The 13,309-nt window shown below is 65.1% G+C and carries 13 protein-coding genes; 4 read left to right on the plus strand and 9 right to left on the minus strand.

Annotation, left to right across the window (positions count from 1 at the left end):
• Window positions 1-9 precede the first annotated feature (9 nt).
• Window positions 10-390 carry an NtrZ family periplasmic regulatory protein gene (locus BVE01S_RS10185; RefSeq protein ID WP_066627100.1) on the minus strand — a complete coding sequence of 127 codons (381 nt, stop codon included), beginning with the start codon at window positions 388-390 and terminating at the stop codon, window positions 10-12.
• 363 nt (window positions 391-753) lie between these two features.
• Here BVE01S_RS10185 and BVE01S_RS10190 point away from each other — a divergent pair, with 363 nt between their 5' ends.
• The 4 genes from BVE01S_RS10190 to holA all read left to right on the plus strand — a co-directional run bounded on the left by BVE01S_RS10190 (window position 754) and on the right by holA (window position 5,503).
• A complete protein-coding gene (locus BVE01S_RS10190; RefSeq protein ID WP_017505409.1) occupies window positions 754-1,218 on the plus strand; it encodes a DUF3576 domain-containing protein in 465 nt (154 codons plus the stop codon).
• 177 nt (window positions 1,219-1,395) lie between these two features.
• Window positions 1,396-3,975, plus strand: a complete 2,580-nt coding sequence (gene leuS / locus BVE01S_RS10195) for a leucine--tRNA ligase (protein WP_066627370.1) — start codon at window positions 1,396-1,398, stop codon at window positions 3,973-3,975.
• On the plus strand, window positions 3,975-4,454 hold the full coding sequence (gene lptE / locus BVE01S_RS10200; protein ID WP_066627101.1) for an LPS assembly lipoprotein LptE: 480 nt from the start codon (window positions 3,975-3,977) through the stop codon (window positions 4,452-4,454). Before leuS ends, lptE begins: the two co-directional genes overlap by 1 nt.
• Window positions 4,451-5,503 (plus strand): DNA polymerase III subunit delta, encoded by a 1,053-nt coding sequence (gene holA, locus BVE01S_RS10205; protein ID WP_066627103.1) that lies wholly within the window; start codon window positions 4,451-4,453, stop codon window positions 5,501-5,503. The genes lptE and holA overlap by 4 nt, the downstream gene beginning before the upstream one ends.
• A gap of 2 nt (window positions 5,504-5,505) precedes the next feature.
• On the opposite strand, the gene BVE01S_RS10210 is transcribed toward holA, so the two are convergent.
• The 8 genes from BVE01S_RS10210 to rho form a co-directional block, all read right to left on the minus strand.
• On the minus strand, window positions 5,506-5,688 hold the full coding sequence (locus BVE01S_RS10210) for a hypothetical protein (protein WP_055755069.1): 183 nt from the start codon (window positions 5,686-5,688) through the stop codon (window positions 5,506-5,508).
• A gap of 26 nt (window positions 5,689-5,714) precedes the next feature.
• On the minus strand, window positions 5,715-6,605 hold the full coding sequence (locus tag BVE01S_RS10215) for a ParB/RepB/Spo0J family partition protein (protein WP_055755070.1): 891 nt from the start codon (window positions 6,603-6,605) through the stop codon (window positions 5,715-5,717).
• Window positions 6,606-6,629: 24 nt separating this feature from the next.
• Entirely contained in the window at window positions 6,630-7,448 is an 819-nt protein-coding gene (locus BVE01S_RS10220; RefSeq protein WP_039246649.1) for a ParA family protein, read from the minus strand.
• A complete protein-coding gene (gene rsmG, locus BVE01S_RS10225; protein WP_066627107.1) occupies window positions 7,429-8,061 on the minus strand; it encodes a 16S rRNA (guanine(527)-N(7))-methyltransferase RsmG in 633 nt (210 codons plus the stop codon). Before rsmG ends, BVE01S_RS10220 begins: the two co-directional genes overlap by 20 nt.
• On the minus strand, window positions 8,061-9,941 hold the full coding sequence (mnmG, locus tag BVE01S_RS10230) for a tRNA uridine-5-carboxymethylaminomethyl(34) synthesis enzyme MnmG (RefSeq protein WP_088582606.1): 1,881 nt from the start codon (window positions 9,939-9,941) through the stop codon (window positions 8,061-8,063). The genes rsmG and mnmG overlap by 1 nt, the downstream gene beginning before the upstream one ends.
• Before the next feature lie 102 nt (window positions 9,942-10,043).
• A complete protein-coding gene (gene mnmE, locus BVE01S_RS10235; RefSeq protein WP_066627112.1) occupies window positions 10,044-11,351 on the minus strand; it encodes a tRNA uridine-5-carboxymethylaminomethyl(34) synthesis GTPase MnmE in 1,308 nt (435 codons plus the stop codon).
• A gap of 36 nt (window positions 11,352-11,387) precedes the next feature.
• Window positions 11,388-11,612, minus strand: a complete 225-nt coding sequence (locus tag BVE01S_RS10240; RefSeq protein WP_066627115.1) for a DUF6489 family protein — start codon at window positions 11,610-11,612, stop codon at window positions 11,388-11,390.
• Between the two features lie 82 nt (window positions 11,613-11,694).
• The gene (rho, locus tag BVE01S_RS10245) at window positions 11,695-13,128 is read right to left on the minus strand and encodes a transcription termination factor Rho (RefSeq protein WP_066627117.1); all 1,434 of its coding nucleotides are present in this window, start codon (window positions 13,126-13,128) and stop codon (window positions 11,695-11,697) included.
• Window positions 13,129-13,309 lie beyond the last annotated feature (181 nt).

The following is a 13,309-nucleotide window of genomic DNA, read 5'->3' on the forward strand; positions in this document are numbered from 1 at the left end:
CGATCGAAATCAGAACTTGAAGATGGTTTCCAGACGGACGCGGGGCTGGGCCCGGCCGTTGGTTTCGGGCGCGCGGGCCGGATCGGCTTCCGGCGTGCTGACGGCGGCGGCGGCGCCGACGCGCAGACGGTCGTTCAGGCGATAATAGGCGCCGGCCTCGACATCGCCCCAGTCGGTTTCGCGGCCCACGGGCTGGTTCAGGTTGAAATCCAGGCCCCAGCGGCCACGGTCGTTCAGGCGCAGGCCGCGACGCTGCGGCGCCGGCGCATTGCGCTGCGCCGCCTGGGCCTCCGAAAGGGAAACGGTGGACGTGCTTTGGGCGAGCGCCGACGTCGACGCGGCCATCGCCGTCGTCGCCATCATCACAGCCAGGAAACCACCGAACCGCATACCAAATCCTTCGAACCCCGCCATGAGGCGGCGTTTCAACCCTGAACCGACCTTATATGGTCGTGAGCCCCGCGATTAGACACCGGGTGTCTGCGCGGTCAACGCAATGAGCCGGCGCTAACAAGGTTCCCGCGCATTGTTGTCGGCGTATGTGTCTCAAGCGTCACGGCATTCGGGCGGATTCCGGCGAAATCTCACATGCCCTTCACAAAACACCGCGACGCGCGATGCGACGGGAACCGACTTCGCCTTGTCATCGCCCCTTTTCGCCGTGTTATAGAGCCTGGCAGTCGGCATTCCTCATGCCGTGCGCGCGTGCGGGCGAGGGCTCTCACGTCCCTGAGTTTACGGAGACTTCTCTTGATGAGCCTCAACAAGGCCTTGGTTCGGAACGTCGCGGTCGTGCTGGTCTCGGGCGTGGCCCTGGGCGCGTCCCTGTCGGCCTGCTCGAGCATTCCCTTCGTCGGCGGCAAGAAGTCTGCGCCCAAGACGAACGTGCAACAGGGCATCGGCGTCAACGCCTTCCTGTGGCGCGCCTCGCTCGACACCCTCAGCTTCATGCCGCTGCTGACCGCCGATCCGTGGGGCGGCGTCATCAACTATGACTGGTACATCAACCCCCAGACGCCGAACGAGCGCTTCAAGGCGACCGTCTTCATCCTGGACACCCGTCTGCGCGCCGACGCGCTGAACGTCACGGTGACCAAGGAAGTGAAGGGCGCCGATGGTCAGTGGACCGCCGCCCCGGTCGCCGCCCAGACCGAGGCCGATCTGGAAAACGCCATCCTGACCAAGGCGCGCCAGCTGAATCTGTCGAACGCCGGCTAAAGCCGGCGCTCGCTTTATTTCTAGGCGCTACCGCCCTTTGGGCTACTTGAGCGCCTACTGGTTTAGTTTCGTCAGACCTGCTGGGAACGCCGAAACGCATTACTTCTTGGGCGCTGTCGTCCTTCGGGCTAGTTGAGCCGGGAGGGCGTCAGCGCCCTTTCGACTTTCAGGACGACCGTGGCCCGTTACGAACCCAAGACCGCCGAACCCCGCCAGCAGGCCCGATGGGCCGAGGCTTCCGCCTTCGTCACGAAGGACACCGGCCGGCCGAAATACTATGTGCTGGAGATGTTCCCCTATCCGTCGGGCAACATTCACATGGGTCACGCCCGCAACTATGTGATGGGCGACGTGGTGGCGCGGTCCAAGCGCGCGCAAGGGTACGACGTTCTGCACCCGATGGGCTGGGACGCCTTCGGCATGCCGGCCGAGAACGCGGCCATGGAGCGCGGCATCCACCCGAAAGGCTGGACCTATTCCAACATCGCCAACATGCGCGAGCAGCTGAAGCTGCTGGGCCTGTCGCTGGACTGGTCGCGCGAGTTCGCCACCTGCGACCCGGAATACTATGGCAAGCAGCAGGCCTGGTTTCTGGAGCTGTATCGGCGCGGTCTGGTCTATCGCAAGGACGCGGTGGTAAACTGGGATCCGGTCGACAACACGGTCCTGGCCAACGAACAGGTGATCGACGGACGCGGCTGGCGCTCGGGCGCCCTGGTGGAGAAGCGCAAGCTGAACCAGTGGTTCCTTCGCATCACCGACTATGCCGACGACCTGATCGACGGCCTGAAGACCTTGGACCGCTGGCCCGAAAAGGTCCGGCTGATGCAAGAGAACTGGATCGGCAAGTCCAAGGGCGCGACCCTGTGGTGGGACATCGTCGAGGCGCCGGCCTTCCTGCCCGCCTCCCCCGAGGGCGAACCCAATCACGCCCGCGATCCGATCGAGGTCTACACCACCCGCCCCGATACCCTGTTCGGCGCCAGCTTCCTGGCCTTGGCGCCCGACCATCCCCTGACTAAGGCCATCGCCGAACATCGGCCGGACGTGGCGGACTTCATCAAGGCCTGTGCTCAGACCGGCACCAGCGAAGCCGAGATCGAAAAGGCCGAGAAGCTGGGCGTGGATCTGGGCGTTCGCGTCCGCCATCCCTTCGATCCGGACAAGACCCTGCCCGTCTGGGCCGCCAACTTCGTGCTGTCGACCTACGGTTCGGGCGCCATCTTCGGCTGCCCGGCCCACGACCAACGCGACCTGGACTTCGCCCGCAAATACGATCTGCCGGTGACGCCGGTGGTGAAACCCGACGACGCCGAGACGGTCGAGATCGGAACCGAGGCCTATGTCGGCCCCGGCCGCATCTTCAACTCCGACTTCCTGAACGGCATGGACGTCGAGGCCGCCAAGGCCGCCGCGATCGCCAAGGTCGAGACCGCCGGCCAGGGCCGCGCCGAGACCATCTATCGCCTTCGTGACTGGGGTGTTTCGCGCCAGCGGTATTGGGGTTGCCCGATCCCGATCATCCACTGCCCGTCCTGCGGCGTCGTCGAGGTGCCCGCCGATCAGTTGCCGGTCGTCCTGCCTGACGATGTGACCTTCGACGTGCCCGGCAACCCGTTGGCGCGTCACGCGACCTGGAAGCACGTCATGTGCCCGTCGTGCGGCGCCGACGCGACGCGCGAGACCGACACGCTCGACACCTTCGTCGACTCCAGCTGGTATTTCGCCCGCTTCACCGATCCGACGGCCGAGGCGCCGATCGACAAGGCCGCCGCCGACCGCTGGCTGGCCGTCGATCAATATATCGGCGGAGTCGAGCACGCGGTCCTGCACCTGCTGTACGCCCGCTTCATCACCCGCGCCCTGTCTGACGCCGGCATGTTGTCGGTGAAGGAGCCGTTCGCCGGCCTGTTCACCCAAGGCATGGTGGTCCACGAGACCTATCGCCGGGCCGACGGCGCCTGGGTCGAGCCGACCGACGTGGAGCTGAAGAACGACAACGGCGTCCGCTCGGCCCGCCAGCTTTCGACCGGCGAAATCCTGGTCATCGGCGACATCGAAAAGATGTCGAAGTCCAAGAAGAACGTCGTCGCGCCGGCCGAAATCCTGGAAAGCCACGGCGTGGACGCCGGTCGCCTGTTCGTCCTGTCCGACAGCCCGCCCGAGCGGGACGTGCAGTGGACCCCTGGCGGCGTGGAGGGCGCCAGCCGCTTCGTCCAGCGCACCTGGACCCTGTTCGACACCTATGACGCCGGTTTCGCGGGCGGAGACAAGGCCAACGCCGATCTGCTGCGCGAGACGCACAAAGCCATCAAGGCCGTGTCCGAAGGGGTCGAAGGCTTCCGCTTCAACTCGGCCATCGCCAAGCTTTACGCCTTCGTCGCGACCATTCGCGACAATGCCCAGGCCGGCGGCGACGCCAAGCGTCAGGCTCTTTCGGCGCTGGCTCGTCTGATCGCCCCCTTCACCCCGCATCTGGCCGAAGAAGCCTGGACGCGCCTGGGTGAGGACGGGATGGTTCTGGACGCGCCGTGGCCCGTGTGGGACGCTGCGCTCGCGGCCGACGACGAGGTGGTCCTGCCCATCCAGATCAACGGCAAGCGTCGCGCGGAAATCCGCGTGCCGCGCGGCATGGAGCCGTCCGAGGTCGAAGCCCTGGTCCTGGCCGACGAAACGGTCAAGGCGCGGCTGGAGGGTCTGAGCGTGAAGAAGATCGTCGTGGTCAAGGACCGCATCGTCAATCTGGTGGCTGGCTGATGCGTATTGCGGCGACTTGCGCGGTTCTCGCGTCTCTGGCGGTTTCCGCCTGCGGCTTCACGCCCATGTACGCCGAGCCGGCCGTGGGGTCATCTCTGCGCCGGATCGCCGTCACGACCCAGGATGACCGCCTGGGCTATCGCCTGCGCGAGCAGCTGGAAGACGTCCTCGCCTGGGATCGCGGCGCGACGCCGTTGTATCGCCTGACGACCGAGGTCCAGCAGAACCGCCGCTCGCTGGGTCGCCGCATCGACGACACCGCCACCCGCTATGAACTCACGGTCAAGGCGACCTGGACCCTCACCCCCGCCGCCGGGGGAACGCCCGTCAGCGGCACGGAAACGGTCACCACGACCTACGCCACCGCCGACCAGCCCTATGCCGCCATCGCCGCCCAGCAGGACGGAGAGGAGCGCGCCGCAGCCGAACTGGCTCGCCTGATCCGACTGGATCTGATGCAGGCGCTGTCGAACCCGTGATCCTGGCCAAACGCCCCGAGATCGATCGCTTCCTGAAGGCGCCCGATCCGGCGATCCGGGCGGCGGTGATCCACGGCAAGGACCGGTCAGGCGTCGCTGAGCGGGCCGAGGTGCTGTGCAAGACGGTCACGCCGGACCTGAACGACCCCTTCAATGTCACCGTCCTGACCGACAGCGACATCGATGGCGATGAAACGAAGCTGGAAGAAGCGCTGACGGCCATGTCCCTGATGGGCGGCCGTCGTCTGGTGCGCATCCGTCTGTCGACGCTTAAGCCCGGCGTGGACAAGGCTGTCGCCGCCGCGCTGAAGATTCACGCCGACGGCGGCTACAATCCCGACGCCATGATGGTGGTCGAGGCCGACCAGCTGGGCCGCGAATCCGCGCTCAGAAAGGCGGCCGAGAAGGAGAACGGCGCGGTCGGCATCGTCTGCTACGAGGACGAGACCGGCGATGTCGCCCGCATGGTCCGTGAGGCCCTGGCCGCCGACAAGGTGGGCCTGACCTCCGACGCCCTGGACCGTTTCGTCGCGCGCCTGCCGCGCGAGCGGGGTTTGATGCGGCAAGAGATCGAGCGCCTGGCCCTCTTCATCGGCCCTGGCTCCGGCAAGACGCTGGATATGGATGCGCTGGAGCATCATCTCGGCGTTGAACCGGACGCCTCCCTGTCGGATGCGGCGCTTCAGGCTTTCGGCGCGCGTCCCGGCCCGGCGCAGGCGGGGCTCAGGCGCGCCTTCGCCGAGGGCGAATCGTCGGTGCTCGCCGTTCGCTCCACCGCGATCCATCTCGGAAAGCTACGTCGGATCAATATCTTGCAAGCCAGCGGCGCGAACGCCAAGGAGGCCGCCAAGGCCGCTGGCGTCTTCTGGAAACAGGAGGCGGAAATGCTGCGTCAGGCGCGATCCTGGCGGCTGGAAGCCCTGGACGAGGTTTTGGACAGCATCAACACGGCCGATGTCGCCACCAAGACGACCGGAATGCCGGACCAACTGATCGCCGAACGCCTGCTGCTGGAAATCGCAGGTCGCGCCAGACGCTTGGGGCTGTAGCCCTAGCCGCGCTTTGACGCCTTGCGGAAGGCGGGCTGGGCCATGGCGACATTGCGCGCCGACACAGCCTTCTCTTCGGCCTTGGCGCCCGGTTGGGCGTTGAACCCATGACCCGCCTTGGCCTTCTTGGCGGCGAGCGCCTGTTTCAGCTTGTCGGCGGCTGTGGGTGTCGTGTCTTCAGTCATATCGACACCCTAGCACAGTCTAGCGCTCAGCCGCGCATCAAACGGCGGCACAGGTCGTCGAGCTGCTCCAGCGAGCCGTAGCCGATCGTCAGTTCGCCCTTTCCGCCCTTGTCCGACAACTGCACTTTCAGGCCCAGCGCATCGGCCAGATCCTGCTGCAGGGCGGCGACATCGGCCGCCCCTTCCCCGCCGACGGCCGCCGACGCCGACTTGGTCTTCGTCGGCTTCGGCCCCTCGACCGCACGGCGCGCCAGGGCCTCTGTCTCACGGACGCTGAGACCATCCACGAAGGCGATGTCCGCCAACTGGCCCGGATCGGGCGTATTGATGAGGGCCCGGGCGTGACCCGCGGACAGCTTGCCTTCGCGCACGTAGAACAGCACCCGCTCGGGCAGTTGCAGCAGGCGCATGGTGTTGGCCACGTGGCTGCGGCTCTTGCCGACCACGCCAGCCACCGCATCCTGCGTCCGCCCGAAGCGCTCCATCAGAACGCGGTACGCCTCAGCCTCTTCCAGAGGATTTAAGTCCGCGCGTTGGACATTCTCGACGATCGCGACCTCAAACACCTCGACGTCGTCCATCTCGTGGACAACGATCGGCACCTCGGTCAGGCGCGCCGCCTGTGACGCGCGCCAGCGGCGCTCGCCGGCGATAATCTGCCAGACGCCGTCCTCGCCCGGTTGGGTCCGCACCAGGATCGGCTGCAACACCCCCTTGTCGCGGATAGAGGCGGTCAGTTCCTCCAGATCCTCCTGGCGAAAGGTCTTGCGCGGCTGGTCCGGATTGGGCTTCAGGCTTTCGATCGGCACGCGTTGCACGCCGGCGGGCACAGGCGCGTCAGATGCGACCGGCGCCTCGGCGTCCTGCCCCATCAACGCCGACAGGCCGCGGCCCAGACCTCTTTGTCGTTCAGCCAAGATACTGTTCCGTTCTATTAAAACTCAGGCGGCCAGCTTCAGGCGCTGGCGTTCGCGCTTCACCACTTCCTTGGCCAGCCGTAGATAGGCCTGGCTGCCGGCGCACTTCAGGTCATAGATCAGCGCCGGCTTGCCGAACGACGGCGCCTCGGCGACGCGGACGTTACGCGGGATCACGCTCTCATAGACCTTATCGCCGAAGTGAGCGCGCACGTCGTTGGCCACCTGGCCCGACAGGGCGCTGCGACGATCGAACATTGTCAGGACCAGGCCCTGGATTTCCAGCGATGGGTTGAGGCTGTGCTTGACCATATCGATGGTACGCATCAGCTGGCTCAGGCCTTCCAGGGCGAAGAACTCGCATTGCAACGGCACCAGCACCGCGTCCGCCGCCGCCATCGCATTCAGCGTCAACAGGTTCAGCGACGGCGGGCAGTCGATCAGCACATAGTCATACGCGGTAGGGCCGTCGTCGTGCGCGCGAAGAGCATCACGCAGCCGATAGGACCGGCGATCCGCTTGGCTCAGTTCGATCTCAACGCCCGACATGTCCGCGTCGGCCGGGACGATCCACAAACCCGGCACAGTCGTCTGCACCGAGGCATCCGCGATCGAGCGCTGGTCAACGACGACATCATAAATGGTCACCCGCCGTGTTTCACGTGGAACACCCAGACCCGTTGAGGCATTGCCCTGAGGGTCCATATCCACGATCAGCACGCGCTCCCCGATAGCGGCCAGGGCGGTGCCGAGGTTGATCGCTGTCGTCGTCTTGCCAACCCCGCCCTTCTGGTTGGACACGGCGAGGACGCGGGCGGGCTTTCTAGCGCGTTGAGCGGGCACGGCGGAGGCTCCGGATTGTCACGATGCGGCCGCGCACGTCGCTTTGCGACGGGGCCAGTTCAGCCTCGAAATGCCAGGATTTGCGCGCTTCGATCAACTCGGATTCGGCACGCTCCCCCTTCAGGAACAGACCTTGTGCACCCCTTTGGAAGTAGGGCTGTGCATAACCCAGCAGTTTCTCCATCGGCGCGACGGCACGGGCGGTGACGATGTCGCACGTCACCGACTGCGCCTCAGCCCGACCGACGATGACCGTCGCCGGCAAGGACAGCGCATCGACCACTTCTCGCAAGAATCGGCAGCGCTTGGCCAAACTGTCGATCAGCCAGACATGCGCCCCGTCCCGCCCCTTCAGCATGATGGAAAGGATCAGTCCGGGAAAGCCGGCTCCTGCCCCCAAATCCGCCCAGGTCTTGGCTTCAGGCGCCAGATCAAGCAGTTGCGCACTATCCCAGACATGGCGGTTCCAGAAGTCCGGCAGACTGTCCGGGCCCACCAGATTCATCACCGTATTCGCCTCGACCAACCGCAGCCGAAAGGCCTCGAGGTCGGCGATCTGTTCCGCTGACGCATTGGAGCGTGAACGGAACGCTTGTTGTTCAGTCTCCAACATCAGGCCGCGACCGACGCCTTTGGCGCGCGCTTCACATAGGCCAGCAGCGCGGTCAAAGCGCCCGGCGTCATGCCCTCGATCCGACCAGCTTGGCCCAAGGTGCGCGGTTGGACGCGCGCCAGCTTTTCCTTCACCTCGTTCGATAGACCGCCAACGGCGCCGTAATCGAGATCGGTCGGGAGCATCAGCCCCTCCTCCGCCTTCAGCGCATCCGCATCCTGCGACTGTCGATCCAGGTAGTTGGCGTAGGCAGCGTCGATTTGAACCTGCTCGCGAACGTCGTCGGTCCAATCGGCGATGATGGGCACTGCTGAAACAAACTGATCCAAAATCACATCGGGGAAGGCCAGCAGCTCGCGCATCGACCGCCGACGACCGTCAGCATTGACCGAAATGCCAAGCGCACCGGCCTCGTTCGGCGTGAATAGTGTTTCACGTGAAACAGCGCTAGCCACCGCAAGCGCCGATCGCTTGGATTCAAAGCGAACACGCCGTTGCTCGCCGACGATGCCCAGCTCGATCGCAAGCGGCGTCAGTCGAAGGTCGGCGTTGTCAGCGCGCAGCGTCAGCCGATACTCCGCCCGGCTGGTGAACATCCGATACGGTTCGGTAACGCCGCGCGTCACCAGATCGTCGATCATGACGCCGATATAGGCCTGATCACGCCCCAGGATCACCGGCTCCAAGCCCGCCGCCGAACGCGCGGCGTTTAGCCCTGCCATCAACCCCTGCGCCGCGGCCTCCTCATAGCCCGTCGTGCCGTTGATCTGTCCGGCGAGATATAGTCCCGGACGCTTCTTGACCTCCAGCGCCGCCGTCAGCTCGCGCGGATCGACATAGTCGTACTCGATGGCGTAGCCGTATCGAAACACCTCGACCGCTTCCAACCCCGGAATGGTGCGGAGGAAGGCGAGCTGTGTCGGCTCTGACACCGAGGTGGAGATGCCGTTTGGATAGACCGTCGGATCGTCTAAGCCCTCCGGCTCCAGGAAGATCTGATGGCTCGTCTTATCGGCGAACCGAACGACCTTGTCTTCGATCGACGGACAATACCGCGGGCCACGTCCCGACAGCTTGCCGCCATAGACGGCGCTCTCGCCAAGATTTTCCGCGATGATCCGATGGGTCTCCTCGGTCGTGTGGGTCACGCCGCAGGCGATCTGGGGCACGTCGATCCGGTCGGTAAGAAAGGAAAAGGCTGACGGCGTATTGTCCGCTTCCTGCATTTCCAGCCGGTCCCAGGCTATCGTCCTACCGTCCAGGCGTGCGGGCGTGCCTGTCTTCAAACGTCCCATTATAAGGTCGGCGGCATGAAGATCGGCGGCCAGACACGTCGAAGGCTCCTCGCCATGCCGCCCCGCCGGGATGCGCTCGTCGCCGCGATGGATGATCCCGTTCAGGAAGGTGCCGGTCGTCAGGACGACCGCCCCAGCGCGAACCGTCTCTCCCGCGCCGGTCACGACGCCGACCACACGGTCGCCTTCAAGGACAAGCCGCTCGGCCGTCCCGGCCATCAGGGTCAGATTGGGCGTCCCTTGCAGTTCGGCCTGCATGGCCTCGCGATAGAGGCGTCGGTCGATCTGGCTGCGCGGGCCCCTGACGGCGGCGCCCTTGGATCGATTCAGGAGGCGGAATTGGATGCCTGACACATCGGCCAGCCGTCCCATCACGCCGTCCATTGCGTCGATCTCGCGAACGAGATGCCCCTTCCCCAGCCCCCCAATAGCCGGGTTGCACGACATCTCGCCAATCGTCTCCAACTTCTGGGTGAGCAAGACGGTGCGGGCACCCGCCCGCGCGGACGCCGCCGCCGCTTCACAGCCGGCGTGGCCGCCGCCGATGACGACGACGTCGAATACGCGATCTGAGGGAGAAATCATCGCTGCCACATAGGGCAAAAAGGGTGTGATCGCCAGAGGCAGGCCAACCGCGTCACGCTGTGCCTCGCCTCTGTTTCACGTGAAACGCTGGTATGGCTAGACCTACTTTCCGATGCAGAAGGTCGAAAAGACTTCGCCCAGAATGTCCTCAACACCAATCGCACCTGTCACGCGCGCCAGAGCGTCGGCAGCCCGTCTCAGATCGTCGCCAGCCATTTCCGGCGCTACATTGAGCGCAGCCCGCGCCGCATCGACGCTTTCCAACGCCTCAAGCAAACGCAGCCGATGGCGCTCTTGCGTCACGGCAGGGAAGTCGGCGCCTGACAGGTCCCGGGCAAGACGGGCAGCAATCCATTCTCGAAGCTCAGCCAGGCCGGCACCGGTCACGGTGCTCACCGCTAAAGTCTCATACTCGTCATCGGCTGAGCCGGCGCCTAGGTCGGACTTGGTCGCCACGATCAGATCGCCATCCTTGACGTAGTTAGCAGCCACCCCGTCCGGATCACCCGGCGCGCGAACCCAGACACGCAAGTCGGCTTGTTCGGCGCGAAGCCGGGCGCGGCGCACGCCCTCGGCCTCGACGGGGTCGTCGCTGTCTCTCAAGCCTGCCGTATCCGACAAAGTCACGGCATAGCCCCCGATCACCAGATCGGCATCCAGCACATCCCGCGTGGTGCCGGCGATCGGCGTCACGATGGCCGCCTCACGTGCAACGAGCGCATTGAACAACGACGACTTGCCGGCGTTCGTCTCACCGATCAGGACGATGCGGTAACCATCCCTCACCCGTTCGCCACGCCGCCCCGTATCGACCGCGCGTCTCAGGTCGGCGCCGAGCCGGTCCAGCACAGGCCCCGCCGTACGGGCCAGATTGTCCGGGACCTCTTCATCCGGAAAATCGATCTCGGCCTCGACCAGAACCAGGGCGTGAAGAAGATCACGGCGGAAGCAGGCATAGGTTTCGCTGAGCTTGCCATCCAACTGACCCAACGCCTGCTTGGCCTGGGCGCTGGTCTCCGCATCGATCAGATCGGCGACGGCCTCGGCTTGCGCCAAATCCATGCGGCCATTTTGAAACGCGCGACGCGTGAATTCGCCGGGGTCCGCCGGGCGCAAGCCCAGTGCGATCAAGGCGCGACTGGCGGCCTCGATGACGGCACGACCGCCATGCAGATGCAGCTCGGCTGCGTCCTCACCCGTGTAACTGTTTGGCGCCACGAAACGCAGCACCAGCGCCTGATCGATGTGATCGCCGGCATGGCTGAGGTTGCGCACCGAAGCCATGCGCGGCGTTAAACGGGTCGCGCCCAGCGCCGTCAACGCGGCCTCTACGCCGGGGCCCGACAAACGGAGAACCGCGATGGCGCCTCGGCCGGGCGGCGTTGCCAAGGCGAATATGGTATCGATCATCAACTCAGACCGAGCGGCTCCTGGGCGGGCGGATGCTCACTTCACCGCCGCTTCCATCAGGCGTCGAAACTGGTCTTGGGCCTGCAGGCCGAAGCTGGTCCAGGTCTTCATCAATTCCTCGGGCTGCATGGCGGCGACATTGGCCTCCATCCGCTTCTGCATCTCCGCGACCATGGCCTCGTTCAGCGGCGTCACGTCCGGCAGACCTAGGAATGCGCGTGCCTCCGCCGGTGTGCATTCGACTTCCACATTGACCTTCATCGCATGGTCTCCTGTTTCACGTGAAACGCCATTTCTACCCTAACGCCACGCGCGCGGCGCGTGGCTGCTTGAGGATGACGGATCAGGTGTTCATCGACTGGAAGAAGTCCGAGTTGTTCTTCGACTGACGCAGTTTGTCGAGCAGGAACTCGATCGCGTCCTGCGGCCCCATCGGATTCAGGATGCGGCGCAGGACGTAGGTCTTGGCCAGCTGATCCTTCGGCGTGATCAGGTCTTCCTTGCGGGTGCCGGATTTCAGCACGTCGATGGCGGGGAAGATGCGCTTGTCGGCGACCTTGCGATCCAGCACGATTTCCGAGTTGCCGGTGCCCTTGAACTCTTCGAAGATCACCTCGTCCATCCGGCTGCCGGTGTCGATCAGGGCCGTGGCGATGATGGTCAGCGAACCGCCCTGCTCTACATTGCGCGCGGCGCCGAAGAAGCGCTTCGGCCGTTGCAGGGCGTTGGCGTCCACACCGCCCGTCAGCACCTTACCCGACGAGGGAACAGTGGCGTTGTAGGCGCGGCCCAGACGCGTAATGGAGTCCAGCAGGATCACCACGTCCTTCTTGTGCTCGACCAGACGCTTGGCCTTTTCGATCACCATTTCGGCGACAGCGACGTGGCGGGTGGCGGGCTCGTCGAAGGTGGAGGCGACGACCTCGCCCTTCACGGTGCGCTGCATGTCCGTCACTTCTTCGGGGCGTTCGTCGATGAGCAGGACGATCAGGAAGACTTCCGGGTGGTTGCGTTCAATCGATTTGGCGATGTTCTGCAGCATCACTGTCTTACCGACGCGCGGCGGCGCCACGATCAGGCAGCGTTGGCCCTTGCCCAGAGGCGCGACGATATCGATCACCCGGCCCGAGCGATCCTTCAGCGTCGGATCCTGGATTTCCATGTGCAGCCGCTCTTCGGGATAGAGCGGCGTCAGGTTGTCGAACAGGACCTTGGTCTTGACCGCTTCGGGGTCTTCCAGATTGATCGTGTCGACCTTGAGCAAGGCGAAGTAGCGTTCGCCTTCCCGCGGGGCCCGCACGGCCCCATGGACGGTGTCGCCCGAGCGCAGGCCGAAGCGGCGGATCTGCGACGGCGAGACATAGACGTCGTCCGGCCCCGGCAGATAGTTGGCGTCCGAGCTGCGCAGGAAGCCGAACCCGTCCGGCAGAATTTCCAGCACGCCGTCGGCGATGATCTCGACTTCTTCGTCGGCCAAGGCCTTCAGAATGGCGAACAGCAGATCCTGTTTGCGCAGGTTCGAGGCGTTCTCAACCTCCAGTTGTTCGGCGAAGGCGACCAGATCGGCTGGGGTCTTCTCGTTCAGTTCGGCCAGCGTGATGCGGCCGTTGGCGACGACAGGCTCGCCGTCCTCTTCGTCATCCGCCGTCGTGTCCACGCCGGAATCGGCGCCCGCCGCCTCGCCGGCTTCATGCGCCGCGCCGTGATGGGTGGGGGTTTCAACCTCCACGCCTTCGTTTTCGGGGGTGTCGGTGTTGGTGTCGCGGACGTCGGTCATGATGCAGGCTCGCGGGCGCACACGGCCAGACGGCTGCGGCGCGGGTCTCTGAAAATGTCTGGCCGGAAGGCCGAAGGGAGGTGCAACGGGCTCCCGCTGGCTCCAAGGCCTGCAGGCGTCACGAAAGAGAGGGACCGCCGACGCGGGACGCCGAACGGTTCGCCGCCAGCGGAACCACAGG

The sequence above is a fragment of the Brevundimonas vesicularis NBRC 12165 genome (genome assembly GCF_001592205.1).
Classification (GTDB): Bacteria; Pseudomonadota; Alphaproteobacteria; order Caulobacterales; family Caulobacteraceae; genus Brevundimonas; species Brevundimonas vesicularis.